Origin of the sequence: Ruegeria atlantica, from assembly GCF_947495585.1 — a bacterium.
Classification (GTDB): Bacteria; Pseudomonadota; Alphaproteobacteria; order Rhodobacterales; family Rhodobacteraceae; genus Ruegeria; species Ruegeria atlantica_G.
Window position 1 is genome coordinate 863,562 of record NZ_CANLZK010000001.1, and the last position, 16,469, is coordinate 880,030.

At 58.9% G+C, this 16,469-nt stretch carries 13 protein-coding genes; 6 read left to right on the forward strand and 7 right to left on the reverse strand.

Going from position 1 to position 16,469, the window contains the following annotated elements:
• Positions 1-238 precede the first annotated feature (238 nt).
• On the forward strand, positions 239-1,903 hold the full coding sequence (locus QMP16_RS04220; RefSeq protein WP_282151331.1) for a tetratricopeptide repeat protein: 1,665 nt from the start codon (positions 239-241) through the stop codon (positions 1,901-1,903).
• Positions 1,900-2,553, forward strand: a complete 654-nt coding sequence (locus QMP16_RS04225; RefSeq protein WP_282151332.1) for an SH3 domain-containing protein — start codon at positions 1,900-1,902, stop codon at positions 2,551-2,553. The genes QMP16_RS04220 and QMP16_RS04225 overlap by 4 nt, the downstream gene beginning before the upstream one ends.
• Here the strand turns inward: QMP16_RS04225 and mfd are convergent.
• Together mfd and QMP16_RS04235 are read right to left on the reverse strand one after the other, a co-directional pair.
• Positions 2,550-6,008, reverse strand: a complete 3,459-nt coding sequence (gene mfd, locus QMP16_RS04230) for a transcription-repair coupling factor (RefSeq protein WP_282151333.1) — start codon at positions 6,006-6,008, stop codon at positions 2,550-2,552. The genes QMP16_RS04225 and mfd overlap by 4 nt on opposite strands.
• 19 nt (positions 6,009-6,027) lie before the next feature.
• Positions 6,028-6,555: a component of SufBCD complex gene (locus QMP16_RS04235; protein WP_282151334.1), complete on the reverse strand. Its 528-nt coding sequence runs from the start codon at positions 6,553-6,555 to the stop codon at positions 6,028-6,030.
• Between the two features lie 119 nt (positions 6,556-6,674).
• Here QMP16_RS04235 and hemB point away from each other — a divergent pair, with 119 nt between their 5' ends.
• From hemB to QMP16_RS04255, 4 genes are all read left to right on the forward strand, one after another.
• Positions 6,675-7,673 carry a porphobilinogen synthase gene (hemB, locus tag QMP16_RS04240; protein WP_109311774.1) on the forward strand — a complete coding sequence of 333 codons (999 nt, stop codon included), beginning with the start codon at positions 6,675-6,677 and terminating at the stop codon, positions 7,671-7,673.
• Between the two features lie 142 nt (positions 7,674-7,815).
• Positions 7,816-8,388: a YSC84-related protein gene (locus tag QMP16_RS04245; RefSeq protein ID WP_058278080.1), complete on the forward strand. Its 573-nt coding sequence runs from the start codon at positions 7,816-7,818 to the stop codon at positions 8,386-8,388.
• 172 nt (positions 8,389-8,560) lie between these two features.
• Complete coding sequence (locus QMP16_RS04250) at positions 8,561-11,023, forward strand: penicillin acylase family protein (protein WP_282151335.1); 2,463 nt, start codon at positions 8,561-8,563, stop codon at positions 11,021-11,023.
• Between the two features lie 108 nt (positions 11,024-11,131).
• Positions 11,132-11,527 (forward strand): nuclear transport factor 2 family protein, encoded by a 396-nt coding sequence (locus tag QMP16_RS04255; RefSeq protein ID WP_282151336.1) that lies wholly within the window; start codon positions 11,132-11,134, stop codon positions 11,525-11,527.
• A gap of 12 nt (positions 11,528-11,539) precedes the next feature.
• Here the strand turns inward: QMP16_RS04255 and QMP16_RS04260 are convergent, their stop codons facing one another.
• From QMP16_RS04260 to trkA, 5 genes are all read right to left on the reverse strand, one after another.
• Positions 11,540-11,824: a putative quinol monooxygenase gene (locus QMP16_RS04260; protein WP_282151337.1), complete on the reverse strand. Its 285-nt coding sequence runs from the start codon at positions 11,822-11,824 to the stop codon at positions 11,540-11,542.
• 18 nt (positions 11,825-11,842) lie between these two features.
• Positions 11,843-13,114, reverse strand: coding sequence for a GTPase HflX (gene hflX / locus QMP16_RS04265; RefSeq protein ID WP_108858469.1), 1,272 nt, complete (start codon positions 13,112-13,114; stop codon positions 11,843-11,845).
• Positions 13,114-13,353 (reverse strand): RNA chaperone Hfq, encoded by a 240-nt coding sequence (gene hfq / locus QMP16_RS04270; protein ID WP_005982826.1) that lies wholly within the window; start codon positions 13,351-13,353, stop codon positions 13,114-13,116. The genes hflX and hfq overlap by 1 nt, the downstream gene beginning before the upstream one ends.
• A 126-nt stretch (positions 13,354-13,479) precedes the next feature.
• Positions 13,480-15,018, reverse strand: coding sequence for a TrkH family potassium uptake protein (locus QMP16_RS04275; RefSeq protein ID WP_282151338.1), 1,539 nt, complete (start codon positions 15,016-15,018; stop codon positions 13,480-13,482).
• The gene (gene trkA, locus QMP16_RS04280; protein WP_282151339.1) at positions 15,018-16,394 is read right to left on the reverse strand and encodes a Trk system potassium transporter TrkA; all 1,377 of its coding nucleotides are present in this window, start codon (positions 16,392-16,394) and stop codon (positions 15,018-15,020) included. Before trkA ends, QMP16_RS04275 begins: the two co-directional genes overlap by 1 nt.
• Between the last annotated feature and the right edge of the window lie 75 nt (positions 16,395-16,469).

A 16,469-nucleotide genomic window follows, 5' to 3' on the forward strand; every position in this document is an offset into this window, starting at 1 on the left:
ATGGGGCACCAATGGCGAAGAACTTCCATCATCCCAACCCAAGGTCACGTAAACCAAGTGAGTTTTCGGGCACTTGGAAGGGTCGTGCTTACCGGCGCGGTGTCGCCAGAGCCCTATTGATAAACCTGTTGGTGTTTTTTGCGGTGTTCACGTTGGCAGTCTATGTCGTGCAGGTCCGGGAAAATGCACGGCAAAATCCCAAGGTTTGGACTTTAGGAACCCATTGAAGAGGGGATCAATGAGCGACTATTACGATCTTGGCGCATATTCCTGTCCGATAACGACGGCTTCAACAGACGCACAGCTCTGGTTCGACCGGGGGCTGAATTGGACCTACGGCTACAACCACGACGAAGCGGTTGTCTGCTTTCAGCGCGCGCTTGAATTTGACCCTGACTGCGCGATGGCCCATTGGGGCGTGGCATATGCGGCAGGGCCTAATTACAACCTGCCTTGGAACTTGCTGGATGACCGCGGACAACGAAAAGCGCTGGCGCTGGCCTACGATGCCACGCAGAAAGCCGTGGCTTTGGCCGAAGGGTGCAGCCCGACGGAACAGGCGCTGATCCACGCCCTGCCCGCGCGGTATCCACAGCGCGATCCCGTCGACGACATGCATAGCTGGGACCACGATTTCGCCGGCGCGATGCGGGCGGCCTTTGGTGAATTGCCTGATCACCTTGATCTGCGAACCATATATGTCGAGGCGCTGCTCAACCTGACCCCATGGCAGATGTGGGACCTGAAAACCGGTAAACCCGCCGAGGGCGCCGCGACTCTGGAAGCGCAAAAAGCCCTGGAAGACGCGATGGCAGACGATCCGACGGCGATGTCGCACCCGGGTCTGTTGCACCTCTATGTCCACCTGATGGAGATGTCGCCAACACCGGAAAAGGCGCTGAAGGCCGGGGATATCCTGCGCACTCTGGTTCCCGATGCAGGGCATTTGGTGCATATGCCAACCCATATCGATGTGCTGTGCGGGCACTATCAGAACGTCGTTCACTGGAATGAAAAGGCGACCGAGGCTGACTTGAAGTATTATGAGCGCGAAGGCGCGTTCAACATCTACACAGGCTATCGCCAGCACAACTATCACTTTGCCATCTACGGCGCGCTGTTCCTTGGCCAGATGGAACCCGCGCTGCGCGCCAATCAGGGCATCTGGGACACCACCCCCGAAGAGATGCTGCGCACCGAAAGCCCGCCCATGGCGGATTTCTTCGAAAGCTACATGTCGATGGGGCCGCATATCCTGATCCGGTTTGGCCGGTGGGAAGAAGCAAAGGCCTTGCCCTTGCCCGAGGATCAGGACCTCTACCGCACTGTCACCGCAACCACCCATTACGCCCGTGCAATCGCCTATGCGGCCACAGGTCTGGTGCCCGAAGCAGAGGCCGAAGAGCAACTATTCCTTGCCGCTAAGGATCGGGTTCCGGAAACCCGGCTGCTGCACAACAACCGCGTGATCGACTTGCTGGACATCGCCCGCGAAATGCTGCGGGGCGAGATTGAGTATCGCAAAGGCAACTATGACGCCGCATTCGCCCATCTGAAGCGCTCGGTCGAATTGGACGATACGCTGCCCTACGACGAGCCATGGGGGTGGATGCAACCCGCGCGCCACGCGCTTGGTGCGTTGTTGTACGAACAGGGCCATATGGCCGAGGCCGAAGCGGTGTATCGCGAAGATCTGGGGCTTGGCGGCACTCTCAGCCGCGCCTCAATCCACCCCGACAATGTTTGGAGTTTGAAGGGCCTGCACGATTGTCTGAAAGCACGCGGTGAGAGTGTCGAGATCAAACTGATCAAACAGCGTCTTGTTCTGGCGCTTGCCCGCGCTGACCGGGCCGTCGGGGCCTCGTGTTTTTGCGCGCAGGCAGCAATGAAGGCCGCAGAATGATCCGCTCACTACTGCTGTCGCTGGTGATTTGCGGCCCGGCACTGGCTGACCGCCAATCCTTTCCGCCGGTCGATGAAGCAGACCGCGACCCTACACTCGTGGCCTTTCGGGATAGTTTGTTGGCGAGCGTGGTCGCACGGGATACCGACGCCGTTATCGCAGCTGCTTGCCCGGACATCTACCTCAGCCATGGTGGAAGCGGTGGGCCCGGGGAATTCCTTGAATACCTCGCCCCGGAAAACAGCTCTCTAGAAGATCAGATCCGCCAAGCCTATTGGAGCGATCTGGAAACCACCCTGTCCCAACCGGGCTATTTCGACGACGAGGGCGAGTTTTGGATGCCACATCAATGGCAGATCACCTTGCCTGCCTCATTGGACCCTTACGTGGCCTACTTTGTGACTGGTAAGGACGTGACCCTTCGGCAAGCTGCCGAACCAAGCTCCCCAGCGCTGAGCCTCATCAGCTACGAGATCGTCATCGTCCCGAACTATCGCGACGGTGCCGCCTATCAACCGGTGATGCTGACTGACGGCACGCGGGGATTCATGCACGGCGACTTTCTCTGGCCCATGACAGGCCACCGCGCCGCATTCGTAAAATCCGACGCGGGCGAATGGCAATTGTGCACTTTCGTCAGCGGAGACTAGGCTTTCGCCTTTTTCTTCTTCGCTGCCATGACCTTTTCCGCCAGATCGCGGCCGATGGCGAATGCGCCTTTAATCTTGTCGCTGTCCTTCTTCCAATCGCGTCTGACGACGATCTTGTTGTCCTTGACCTTGGCCAAACCGCGCTGGTTCTGAATGAACTCTACCAAACCCTCCGGCGAGGCGAACTTGTCGTTGTGGAACTGGATTGTCGCGCCTTTCGGCCCGCCATCCAGCTTGGCGATCCCTGCGCGTTTGCACATCGCCTTGATACGCACGACCAGCATCAGGGTGTTCACCTCTTTCGGCAGCGTGCCGAACCGGTCAATCAGTTCTGCGGCAAAGCCTTCCAATTCGACCTTGGTCGAAAGCGATGACAAGCGACGATAAAGCCCCAAACGCACATCCAGATCGGGCACGTAATCTTCGGGGATCAGAACCGGCACGCCCAGATTGATCTGTGGCGCCCATTGGTCGTCGGCTTCAGACAGCCCCTCCATCTCGCCTGCTTTGATCTTGGCAATCGCCTCTTCCAGCATCGATTGATACAGCTCATAGCCGACATCGCGCATCTGGCCGGACTGTTCCTCACCCAGCAGGTTGCCGGCGCCACGAATGTCCAGATCCTGCGACGCCAGCGTGAAACCGGCCCCGAGTGTATCCAGCGAGCCCAGAACCCGCAGGCGTTTCTCGGCGGTCGTCGTCAGTTTCTGACGCGGCTTGGTGGTCAGGTACGCATAGGCGCGGGTTTTGGACCGTCCTACCCGACCACGAATCTGATAGAGCTGCGCCAGCCCGAACATATCCGCCCGGTGCACGACCATCGTGTTCGCGGTCGGAATATCCAACCCGCTCTCGACAATCGTCGTCGCCAACAACACGTCATATTTTCCGTCGTAAAAGGCGTTCATACGATCATCGAGTTCGCCCGCCGCCATTTGCCCATGTGCTACCATATAAGTCAGCTCGGGCAGCTGTTCTTTCAGGAACTCCTCGATCTCTGGCAGGTCGGAGATACGGGGAACAACGTAAAAGCTCTGCCCGCCACGATAGTGTTCGCGCAGCAGCGCCTCGCGGACAGTGACCGCGTCGAATTCGCTGACATAGGTACGAATGGCCAGACGGTCGATCGGCGGTGTGCCGATGATCGACAGATCGCGCACCCCGGTCAGTGACAGTTGCAGTGTCCGAGGGATCGGTGTGGCGGTCAGGGTCAGAACGTGAATGTCGCTGCGCAGCTGCTTAAGTCGTTCCTTGTGACCGACACCAAAATGCTGTTCTTCGTCGATGATCAACAGGCCCAGATTGTTGAACCGGATACCCTTGGCCAGCAAAGCATGGGTGCCGATCACGATGTCGACGGTCCCGCGCGCCATACCATCACGGGTCTGCTGCGCATCTTTCGCGGACACAAAGCGCGATAGCTGCCGCACCTCCAACGGGAAGCCACGGAACCGTTCCTTGAAGCTGGCTGCATGTTGACGGGCCAGCAAGGTGGTCGGTGCGATCACGGCCACCTGAACACCGGACATCGCGGCGACAAAGGCCGCGCGCATGGCAACCTCGGTTTTGCCAAAGCCCACGTCACCACAGATCAACCGATCCATCGGCGCGCCGGAATGCATGTCCTCCATCACCTCGGAAATCGCGCGCAACTGATCATCGGTTTCCTGATATGGAAAGCGCGCGCTGAACTCCTCCCACGCGTGGGGCGGCGGATCCATGACCGGAGCTTTGCGCAAAGCGCGTTCCGCAGCGATACGGATCAGCTTGTCCGCCATCTCGCGGATGCGTTCTTTCAGCTTGGCTTTCTTAGCCTGCCAAGCGCCGCCACCCAAGCGGTCCAGCAGACCTTCGTCATGACCGTATTTCGACAGCAGCTCGATGTTCTCAACCGGCAGATACAGCTTGGACTGTTCGGCATATTCCAGCAGCAGGCATTCGTGCGCAGCGCCGGCTGCCGTGACCACTTCCATCCCAATGTACCGCCCGATCCCGTGGTCGACATGCACCACCAGATCACCAGGGCTGAGCGATTGGGTTTCGGTCAGGAAGTTCTCGGCCTTGCGGCGCTTCTTAGGCTGGCGGATGAGGCGGTCACCTAGCACGTCCTGCTCGGCGATCACGGTCAGACCGGGCGTTTCAAACCCGTGCTCAAGCGCCCAGACAGCCAGATGCAATCCGCGTTTGCCAACCCGGGTGCCATCGGTGACAGGGACGGCTTCGGCCAGGCCTTCATCCTCGATCAACCCCGTCAGGCGCTCTCGTGCCCCTTCAGAATAAGACGCAATCAAGACGGGCCCCTTGGCCATCTTGTCGGTGATATGGCTTGCCAAAGCACCAAACAGGCTGATGTTTTCCTGCTGCCGCTCTGGTGCGAAATTGCGGCCGATCCGCCCGCCTGCATCGATCACACCGGGACCGCTGGCCTGAGGCAGCGGGCTGAACTGCATCACCCGCCGGTCCCCGACCGCCTGCTCCCACGCGGCATCGTCCAGATAGAGCAATCCGGGAGGTGTAGGCTTATACACCGTATCCATGCGCGAGCGGTTTTCCAGCGCCAGACGCCGCGTTTCATACTGATCGGCAATTGTATCCCAGCGGGCAAGCCGCGTAGGTGTCACCTGATCATCCACAGTGATCGTCGCATCCGGCAGATAATCAAACAGGGTTTCCAGCTTTTCGTGGAAGAACGGCAGCCAGTGTTCGATGCCTTGGTGTTTGCGCCCTGCGCTGATCGCCTCATACAGCGGATCGTCGGTGCCCGCCGCGCCAAATTCGATGCGATAATTTTGGCGGAACCGCGTTATGGCAGCGTCATCCAGAATGACCTCGGAAACCGGGGCCAGTTCGATCACGTCCAGCTTTTCGGTCGTGCGTTGCGAAACCGGGTCAAATCGGCGCGCGCCGTCCAGCACGTCTCCGAACAGATCCAAGCGAACGGGGCCGGATTCACCGGGGGGGAAAATGTCGATGATACCGCCGCGAACCGCATAATCACCTGGCTCCATCACCGTCGGACTTTGCGTGAACCCCATGCGAACAAGGAAGTTCCGCAGCGCCGTTTCGTCGACGCGATGGTTCACGCGGGCGGTAAAGGCAGCCTCGCGCAGCACATCCCGCGCAGGCACGCGCTGGGTCGCGGCATTCAGCGTGGTCAGCAGGACAAACCGATCCGGCATCTGATGAACCAGTGCCGCCAAAGTCGCCACACGCGCCGCTGCTATGTCGGCGTTGGGCGACACCCGGTCATATGGCAGGCAGTCCCACCCGGGAAACACAAAGACCGGCATATCGGGGGCAAAGAACGCCAGTGCGGCCCGCATCGCCTCCATCCGTTTATCGTCACGCGCGACGTGACAGACCGGCCCGCCAGCGCGCGCAATCTCATTCAGAACAAGCTGTGCGTCAAACCCTTCGGGAGCGCCGCCAACCGTCACATGGTTCGGAGCTGTCATCGCCTTGCCTTTCTGATTTTCATCCCCCGAGAACGCCGATCGAGACGTTCTGGTACATACCCCAAAGTGACGTGATGATAATTGAGATCATGCCAATGATCTGGGTGTAAATCCTGCAGCGCACAAGGATCTTCGCCACGCTTTCGACTATCGGCTCGATGCTCTGTAGCTTGCGTGCGGCGCGAATGTTGATCAGGGTCACCAAACTCACAGGAAACAGCAACAAAAACACGGCCTGTGCAAATTCAACGCCATAGTAGAAACCCAGCATCGCAAGCCCGGTAAAAAAGAAACAGCTCAAGGCAAGAACAACCAGGCCTGACATATCAACGATGTAAAGCAGCCTGTTGCCGTTAATCCGTACGATATCCAGCAGGTCCTGCTCGGACTGTCCGCCGGAACGACGGGCACGCACAAGCAGATCGTAAGGAACCCCCATTGCCCAATGGCTGGCCGATGACCAGAGCACCGCCAACACAATCCAGTACCACAGATTCGAAAAGCTGCGCATGTCGATGAGTTCGAAAATCGAAGAGTGCAAATCCACGCATCAGCCCTTTGTTCATTGTCCTTGGGGCGTTCTTCGCGCAGGCGCGTCCAATGTTACCCTTGAGACCATCGGGAATTCATGCCACCCAATGCACGATTATTCAAGGAGAGCGCGACATGAAACCGACCATCGCCCCCTACCCCCTTACGCGATTTCGCCGGGCGCGCCAATCCGATGCCATTCGTGGGTTGGTAAGGGAAAACACGCTGACGACAGACGATCTGATCTGGCCGGTTTTTGTGCGCGATGGTGAAGGCATTGAAGAACCCGTACCTTCGATGCCCGGCGTTGTGCGGCGCTCGGTCGATCTGATCGCCAAGGCCGCAGTTGAGGCGCAGGCTATGGGCATCCCGGCGATCTGTATCTTTCCTTATACTGATCCCAGCCTGAAAACCGAAGATTGCGCCGAGGCGTGGAACCCAGACAATCTGTCGAACCGGGCCATTCGGGCGATCAAATCTGCGGCCCCCGATATCGCCGTGATGACCGACGTGGCGCTGGATCCATATAACATCAATGGCCATGACGGCTATGTCGTGGATGGCGAGATCGTGAACGATCAGACCGTCGAGGCGCTGGTCAAAATGACACTGGCGCAGGCTGAGGCCGGGGCCGACATCATTGGACCCTCAGACATGATGGATGGCCGCATCGGCGCAATGCGCCGCGCACTTGAGGCTGCAGGGCACCACAACGTGATGATCCTCAGCTATGCCGCTAAATATGCCAGCGCATTCTACGGCCCCTTCCGCGATGCAGTGGGCGCGTCCGGTGCGCTGACCGGAGACAAGAAGACCTACCAGATGGACCCGGCCAATTCGAACGAGGCCCTGCGCCTGATCGAACGTGACCTGACAGAAGGCGCAGACATGGTGATGATCAAACCAGGCATGCCCTATCTGGATATCTGTCGCCGCGTGAAAGACACGTTTGGCGCGCCAACCTATGCCTATCAGGTGTCCGGTGAATACGCGATGATACAGGCAGCTGCGCAGAACGGCTGGATTGATGGTGAGAAGGTCATGCTGGAAAGCCTGCTGGCCTTCAAACGTGCGGGTTGCGACGGAATCCTGACCTACTTTGCACCGCAGGTTGCTCGCGTTCTTCAAGGCTAAAACCCCGGGCGGTCGCGATTTTTCGCCGATTGTGAACGCTGTTGGGCCAGCTTTCCCGTGACACACAGGCGCAATCGGCGTATTCTTGCACACAAGATCGGGAACACCCGACACTTCAGGCAGTTTATACAGAGAAAAAAACATGAGCAGTTCCAACTCTCCCCGACTAAACCGTCGTGGCTTTGCGCTTGGCATGGCCGGGCTCACACTGACCGCTGCATGCGGAAACGGTGTAGGCAATTCCAATGCGGCCCAGATCGACGCCCGTGTGAACGTGACGCTGAACGAAATGTTCAGCAAGTACCCCAACACCGTCGAGATCGCCGAAAAAGCCGACGGCATGCTGGTGATGCCGTTGATCACCGAGGCCGGTTTCATCTTTGGCGGTGCCTATGGCCAGGGCGCGCTGCGTATCAACGGAGCAACGGTAGACTATTACTCGGCCCTATCCGGCAGTGCTGGTCTGCAGATCGGCGCGCAACAATATGCGCATGTCCTGTTCTTTATGACGCAAGACGCCCTAGATGACTTTCGCCGTTCCAGCGGTTGGACCGCGGGTGCGGATATCGGCTATGTCGTCGATGCCACCGGCGACTCGCTCTCAACCGACACAACCCAATTGCGCAAACCGGTACTTGCCGCCGTTTTCGGACAGGCCGGTTTGAAATTCGGCGCGACCGTCGAAGGCACCAAGTACACGCGCATTATCCCCTGATACCGAATACCACCCCCCCTTTGCCACGGACCCCGCCACATGTTCAAAACCATGTGGCGGGGTTTTTCATCTCAACATGTTAACTCAACGTTCGCGCGGCGTTCCTCTTTCGGTTGCCCGGTCCTTCCAGTAGGGTTCAGCCAATAATTTCTTATGGGGATATGGGGCGTTCATGGGTCTTGTCTTTCGCTGGCTGGTTCGGATTGCTACGGGCCTGATCCTGTTGGCCGTTGCGGCTGTGGGTCTTGTCTACTTCCTGGCCAGCCAGTCCCTGCCGGATTATGACCAGACCGTCGAAGTCAGCGGGCTGCGTGCGCCGGTCGAGATCGTGCGTGACACCGCCAATGTTCCGCATATTCTGGCCGAAAGCGACCCGGACGTGTTCTTTGGCCTGGGCTATGCCCATGCGCAGGATCGCCTGTGGCAGATGACCGTGATGCGACGCACTGCACAGGGCCGTTTATCCGAAGTGTTTGGCAAGCGCACAGTCACCATCGACAAGCTCTTGCGCCGTTTTGACCTTTACAGTCTTGCCCACCGCTCGGTCGAGGTGCAGGACGATTACACCAAAGCTGCGCTGCGCGCTTATTCAGCGGGTGTAAATGCCCGGCTGGATGAGATCAATGAGAACGCATTGGGTCGCGGCGCGCCCGAGATGTTCCTGTTCAACGCATCTGTTTCGCCGTGGCAGCCCGGCGACAGCATTGCGATCATCAAACTGATGAGCCTGCAACTGTCCGGCCATTTGAAAGATGAGGTCCTGCGCGCCCGCACATCCCTGATGCTGAACGATCCTCAGCGGCTTGTCGATATCCTGCCAGACGTACCGGGTGCGGGCATCGCGGCGCTGCCGGAATATGCGTCTTTGTTCCCAGAACTGCCGCGCTATGCCGAAGGCACCCCGATGCCAGACTCGCCTCTGTCACCATTCCCTAAACGCGGCTTGGCCGGGGCGTCGAACGCGTGGTCGGCCGCGCCCTCGCGTTCCGCGATCGGAGGCACCCTGCTGGCCAATGACCCCCATCTGGGTCTGACCGCGCCGGGCATTTGGTACCTGGCACGGCTTGAGCTTGCCAAAGGCGGTGTTATCGGCGCGACCATTCCGGGCGTTCCGGCGATCATGACGGGCCGCAGTGATAGGTTGGGCTGGGGTCTGACGTCGTCTTACCTGGACGATCAGGATGTTCACATCGAACAATTGAACCCGGAAAACCCGGAAGAATACCTGTCGCCTGATGGTTTCAAACGGTTCCGCTCCCGCCCCTCGATCATCGAGATCAAGGACGAAGCCCCCATCACCTTGACCCTGCGCTGGACCGACAACGGACCCGTCTTGCCCGGCAGCCATTACGATCTGGAAACGATCACCCCGCCCGGGCACGTTGCCTCATTGGCCTGGACCGCACTTAGCCCGCGCGACACGTCGATGACGGCTTCTATGGCACTGATGAATTCGGACAATGTGCGCGACGCCATCGATGTGGCCGAGCTGTTTATTGCGCCGTCGCAAAATCTGTCGCTGGTCGACAAGGACAAGATCGGAATGAAGCTGATCGGCGCAATGCCTGGCCGAGACCTTCGCAACCAAAGCCGCGGCCGTATCCCAACGCCCGGTTGGTTGGCCGAGAACCTGTGGCAAGGCCGCTTGCCTTATGCGAACAACCCCGAATTCGTGACGCCAGCAGGCGGGATTCTGGGCAATACAAACAACAAGATCATCGACCGCCCTTTCCCCAACCATGTCTCGTATGAATGGGGCGATACGCAGCGCGTGCACCGTTGGGAGCGCCTGATGCAATCGCGCGAGGTTCACACCCGGGACAGCTTTATCGAGGCGCAGCTTGATACCGTCAGCTTTACCGCCCGCTCGCTTCTGCCGCTAATCGGCGCCGATCTTTGGTTTACCGGAGCCTCTGCGCCCGAGGGCACACCGGAACGCCGTCGTCAGGTCGCGCTGGCTCTGCTGGCCGAGTGGAACGGTGAGATGAACGAACATCTGCCTGAACCGCTGATCTATGCTGCATGGTTGCGTGCACTGCAGATCCGGCTGATCTCGGACGAGCTGGGGCCGCTGGCGGCCGAATACAAACATGTTGAGCCGCTTTTCATCGAACGGGTGTACCGCGATATCGACGGCGCGTCGGTCTGGTGCGACGTGCGCCAGAGCGCACCCGTGGAAACCTGCACCGACATGGCACGACTGGCGCTGGATGATGCGCTGATCTGGATCAGCGAGAAATACGGTGGTTCGCTGGAATCCCTGCGCTGGGGAGATGCCCATCAGGCCACGCATGACCACCCTGTTCTGGGCACGGTTCCCGTTCTGCGGTTCTTCGTCAACATCCGCCAATCCACCAGCGGCGGCGACAACACCCTGCTGCGCGGGCGGACATCGGGCGAAGGGCCCAACCCTTTCCAAAACGTCCACGGTGCGGGCTATCGCGGTGTCTATGATTTTGCCGATCCCAACAGTTCGGTCTTTATCACGGCAACGGGTCAGTCGGGGCATTTCCTGTCGCGCTACTACGACGATCAGGCCCAGCTTTGGCGGCGAGGTGAGTATATCCCCATGTCACTGGACATGGATCTGGCCCGCGCGGCAGCGGTCGGCGTAACCAACCTGACCCCGCGCTGATTTCACTGCTTCGGCAGGACCTTGCCCCTTTTGCAAGCTGCCGTGGACGCGCGCAGGTGTTTTCGCCTACGATCTGCAAGCCGACAATTCGGGACCTTGGGGGTACAGATGGCCAGTTTTCGAGATATGATGAACAATCTCGCACGCGATTACGCAATCGCATGGAGCTCGGGCGACCCAGATGCGGTTGCCAGCTTTTTTGCGCGTGACGGACAGATCACGATCAACCGGGGTGAACCAATTGTCGGCCGTGCCGCCGTCGCAGACATGGCGCGCGGATTCTACGCCGACTTCCCGGATCTGGAAGTGCGCTGCGACATGCTGCGTTGGGCCGGATCACACGCGATTTTTGTCTGGACGCTGGAAGGCCATCACTCAGAGACCGGCAACCACGTCGTCACGCGTGGTTGGGAAGAATGGGAATTGACCGCTGACAATAAGGTGCAATCGTCGCTGGGTTGGTTCGATGCTGACGACTATCAGCGCCAGATAGACGGGCTGTAGCAGACGCCCCGCCTAAACGCGCGTGATCTGGTAGTCGCGCGAAATGCCTTCTGTCACCTTGAACCAGGTCGAGGCTTTGGTTCGCGCCTGATGGGCGTCAAAGGCCGCTTGGTTTTTAAAGATTTCACGCACGTTGAACCGGCCCGGAATATCCGCGTCTTCTGTAACGTCGAATGAGATGCACCCCGGTTCGGCCCGCGTCAGGGCGATGTGGTCCGGCAACGCCTCCCGCACCTGCGTGATCCGTTCGGCAGGCACGGAAATATGACCACGCAGAACCACCTTAGCTCCTACCATCGTGACCTCGCGTATCGATCAAAGCGCGGCGAACTGCGCCGCTTGCTTGTCGGTCCACAATACGGTGATTTGAAATCCGTCATCCGTCTGCTCTTCGGATTGAACGACATCCTGGCGGAACAGCCATGCGCGCTTGTTGCCTTCGGCAAACGCCAACGTCAGAACCGTTTCGTGCCGAACCCCTTGCAAATTGACTGCGATCTCGGCCAGCAGCGGTTCGATGCCCTCGCCCGTCACGGCGGAAATAGCAAAGATCGACGGGTCGCGGTCGGCCCGGGCAAACGTGGCCTCGCGCTCATCTTCGTTCAACAGGTCGATCTTGTTCCAGACCTCAAGCCGGGGGCGTTCGTCATCAACACCCAACGAGGTCAAAATGGTTTCGACATCCCGGGCTTGCGCCTCGGTGTCTTCATGGCTGATGTCCCGCACATGCACGACGATATCTGCGCCCAGAACCTCTTCGAGTGTGGCGCGGAAGGCCGCGACCAGTTCGGTTGGCAAGTTCGAAATGAACCCCACCGTGTCCGACAGAATCACCTCGGGACCATCGGGCAGTTCAACCCGCCGCATAGTCGGATCCAGCGTGGCAAACAGCATGTCCTTTGCCATTACCTCGGCCCCGGTCAGGCGATTGAACAAAGTTGATTTACCGGCGTTCGTATAGCCCACCAACGCAACAATCGGATATGGCACCTTGGCCCGAGCAGCACGGTGCAAGGTCCGGGTCTTGATCACCTTCTGCAATTGACGGCGCAAGCGCACAAGCTGATCGTCGATCGCCCTTCGGTCAGCCTCGATCTGGGTTTCACCCGGACCACCGACAAACCCCAATCCGCCCCGCTGACGTTCAAGGTGGGTCCAGGCGCGAACCAGACGCGTACGCTGATAGCTAAGCGCGGCCATCTCGACCTGCAGCACACCTTCACGGGTGCGCGCGCGGTCGCTGAAAATCTCCAAAATCAACCCGGTCCGGTCGAGGATTTTAACCTTCCACGCCTTTTCCAGATTGCGCTGTTGAACAGGGGTAACCGGCCCGTCGATCAGAACCAGCTCGACCTCGGCGTCATGGAACCGTTCGCCCAATTCTTCGATCTTACCGGTCCCGAACAACAGCCCCGGCTGGGCACGTGGCAGACGCACAATATCGGACCCGATCACATCCAGATCGGGCAAAGCGGCAGCCAGCGCCACCGCCTCTTCCAGCGCCGGTCCAGGGACACGGCGCTGTTCATCTGATTTGATTTCCGGATGCAGCACCCAAGCCCGGGTGCGCGTCCTGTCGTGTTCCATCAAGAGGCGTCTTCGCCCTCATACAGGTTGATCGGCTGCGACGGCATGATCGTTGAAATTGCGTGTTTGTAGACCAGCTGCGACTGTCCGTCGCGGCGCAACAATACGCAGAAATTGTCGAACCAGGTGATGACACCCTGCAATTTCACACCGTTGATCAGGAAAATTGTGACCGGGACCTTTGCTTTCCGTACATTATTCAGGAACGCGTCCTGCAGATTCTGTCTGTCCGAAGCCATATTATTATAATCTCGCCATTGTTCTTGCTACGCGCTGCGGACCAACGCGCTCCCTCTGGCAGAGTATGGAGTGTCGTTAACCGATATTCCAGATGAAAAATAAGGTGTCGGCAAAGGTGAGGATTCTTAGTCTCGCCAGAGGGTTGGCGTAATCAGCGCAATGATCGCCAAAGTTTCCAACCGTCCGATCACCATCGCTGCACACATGGTCAGCTTTGCGCCCCAGGGCAAATCGACCAGACGGATGGGAACATCGGTGGCCAGTTCAATCAACGGCCCGGTGGTGCTGAGCGCCGCGACGCTGAGGACCATCGCCTGTTCAAACCCCGACCCCATCGCGGCCAGCAGCAGATTGAACAGCGCTGCGGTCAAGGCGAACATCATCAGGAAGATCCAAGCGATAAAGGCCCCGTCGCTTTGAATGCGACGGTTACCGCCGCCAATGCCACTAACGGATGAGGGATAGATCAACCGATCAATCTCGCGCGCGCCATTGAGGTACAGGGCAAAGACCCGCAACAGTTTGACCCCGCCCGCCGTTGTGGCCACCCCTCCTCCGATCAGGGCGAGACCCATCAGGATCAGTCCGGGGGTACCAAGGCCGGATAATTGCTGGGCATCATTCCAGTTTGCGCTTTCGAATCCGGCTGTGGTCAGGAAAGACAACGCCGTAAAGATCATGCCCCAGATCACGCTGAGTGCCTGAAGCGGTTCCAGCTGATTGCCGATTTCCAGGACGCCGGCCCAGACGCGCGCGAACAACAGTGCCGCGACGACAACCACAATCATCAAGCCAATCCGGAATTCGGGGTCTTGGTCCAGCCGGGAATAGCCTGTGGTCGCCGTATCGGTCGAAAACGTCAGCCGCGACAAGGCGAAGAACAGGAACAGAAACAGGATCGCCTCGCCCGTTATTCCGGCCTGCGCCCCCTCCAGCCCGCCGACCGGAGAAATCCCTGACGTGGCCATGGTTGACATAGCGTGACACACCGCAGTCAGGCCGTTTTCTCCGGCGATCAGCAGCAGGATCCATATGGTTGCGGTCAAACCGGTATAGACTGGTGTCAAGGTCCGGGTCACACGGATCAGACGGCCGCGGGGGTCGACCTCTTCGCTTTGTGCAACGCCCGACACCGGGCGACCGGGTTGGCCGCGCGCTGTAATCTCGAACCCACCCAGCGACAAGGGCGCCAGAATTGCAGCCGCAGCAATCCACATCAGCAAACCACCCATCCAGCCAACCAAAGCGCGCCACAAGTGCAGCGGCGCGGTCAGGCGGTCGGGGTCCGGAAACAGGTCTGCACCGGTGGTGGTCACAGCACTGACCATATCAAAATACGCATTCAAAAAGGTGGTGGTGCCCAAGGCATCATGCAGCGGAATTGCCAGAAACAGCGGCAAAACGGTAAAACAGCCCAGCAACACGGCCAGTTGCCCCAGCGTCCCACGTCGCGGCACGCGGTTTGATGCTGCCACAGCAATCGTGGACACCACGAACAGCCCCAGAAGACCGGAATAGAAAAACGATCGCGACGTGTCGTGATCATCCAAGGCCAGCGCGTAAATCGCCGGAATCCACATCGACAGCGCGGCGATTCCCGAGATCAACAGAAACAGCGGCAATCGCTGTATCAAAGTGATCTGTTGTCTCAGAGCGCGCGCCATCAGAAGAAATCAATTGAAACCTGCATCAGGCGCTCGACCTCGGGCACGTCCTTGGCCATCGCAAAGATCGCCACTACGTCCTTTTCGTCGATCCGCAGGCTGCCTGTCGGGCGCAAAAGCTCATCGCCTTTTCGTACGGCACCTACCAGAACACCCTCGGGAAAATCGATATCCCGCAGCTTCTGTCCGGCCATGGGCGAGGTCGACAGCACCTCGGCCTCGATCACTTCTGCCTCGGCATCCCCGATAGAATACACCTGCCGCACCCGCCCGTGGCGAATATGGCGCAGGATCGAGCTGACAGTAGTTGCACGCGGGTTGATATAGGCGTCGATCCCCAGTGGGCCCATCAGGGCAACCATGCTGGGATCATTGATCAAGGCAATTGCCAAGGCACAACCTTCGGCCTTGGCCCGCACCGCAGCCAGCATGTTGGCACGGTCGTCATCGGTGACCGCCAACATCGCGTCGGCGCGTTCGATCCCGGCCTCGCGCAACAAGGCGGCATCCAGCCCGTCGCCATTCAGGACAATCGTCCGCTCAAGTGTTTCGGCGGCTATTTCAGCGCTTTGGCGATCACGCTCGATCACCTTGGCACGCACACGGCTTTCACGTTCTTCCAGCGTTCGGGCAACTTCCAGACCGACATTTCCGCCGCCCACAATTACCACGCGGTCCTGCTTTTTGTGGGTCTTGCCGAAAACCTCCATCGTGCGATCCACGTCTTTGACATTGGTAAAAACATAGCATTCGTCGCCGACAAACAGCTGATCTTCGGATTCAGGCGCAAACAGCGTGCCATCGCGCCGAACACCGACAACGATTGAGCTGAGCGTCGAAAACAGGTCCGTGAGCTGCCGCAAGGGTGTGTTCACGATGGGGCAATCTTCGTCGATGCGAATGCCCAGAAGCTGCGCCTGTCCATCCATAAACATCTCAGTATCAAAGGCGGACGGGGCCGAAAGGCGGCGCATGGCAGCGGCTGCGACTTCGCGTTCAGGGCTGATCACGACGTCGATGGGCAAGTGGTCACGACGGAACAGATCCGAATGGATCGCCTGCAAATACGATTTCGCCCGCAACCGCGCGATCTTGCGCTGGATGGAAAAGATCGAATGCGCCATCTGACAGGTGACCATATTCACCTCGTCCGAATGGGTCGCTGCGATGATCATATCGGCATCACGCGCGCCTGCCCGTTCCAGCACGTCAGGATAGCTGGCAAATCCGGCAATCCCCTGAACATCCAGCGTTTCCGTCGCCCGGCGCACCAGATCGTGATTGTTGTCCACCACCGTTACGTCATTCAGTTCGCCCGACAAGTGACGTGCGATCTGCCAGCCGACCTGACCGGCACCGCATATGATGACCTTCATGTTTCTGGCCCTTCTGCCTGAAATCCTTGAATGACAGATGCCCCTATAGCGGTCAATTGAATTGTCATTCAGACA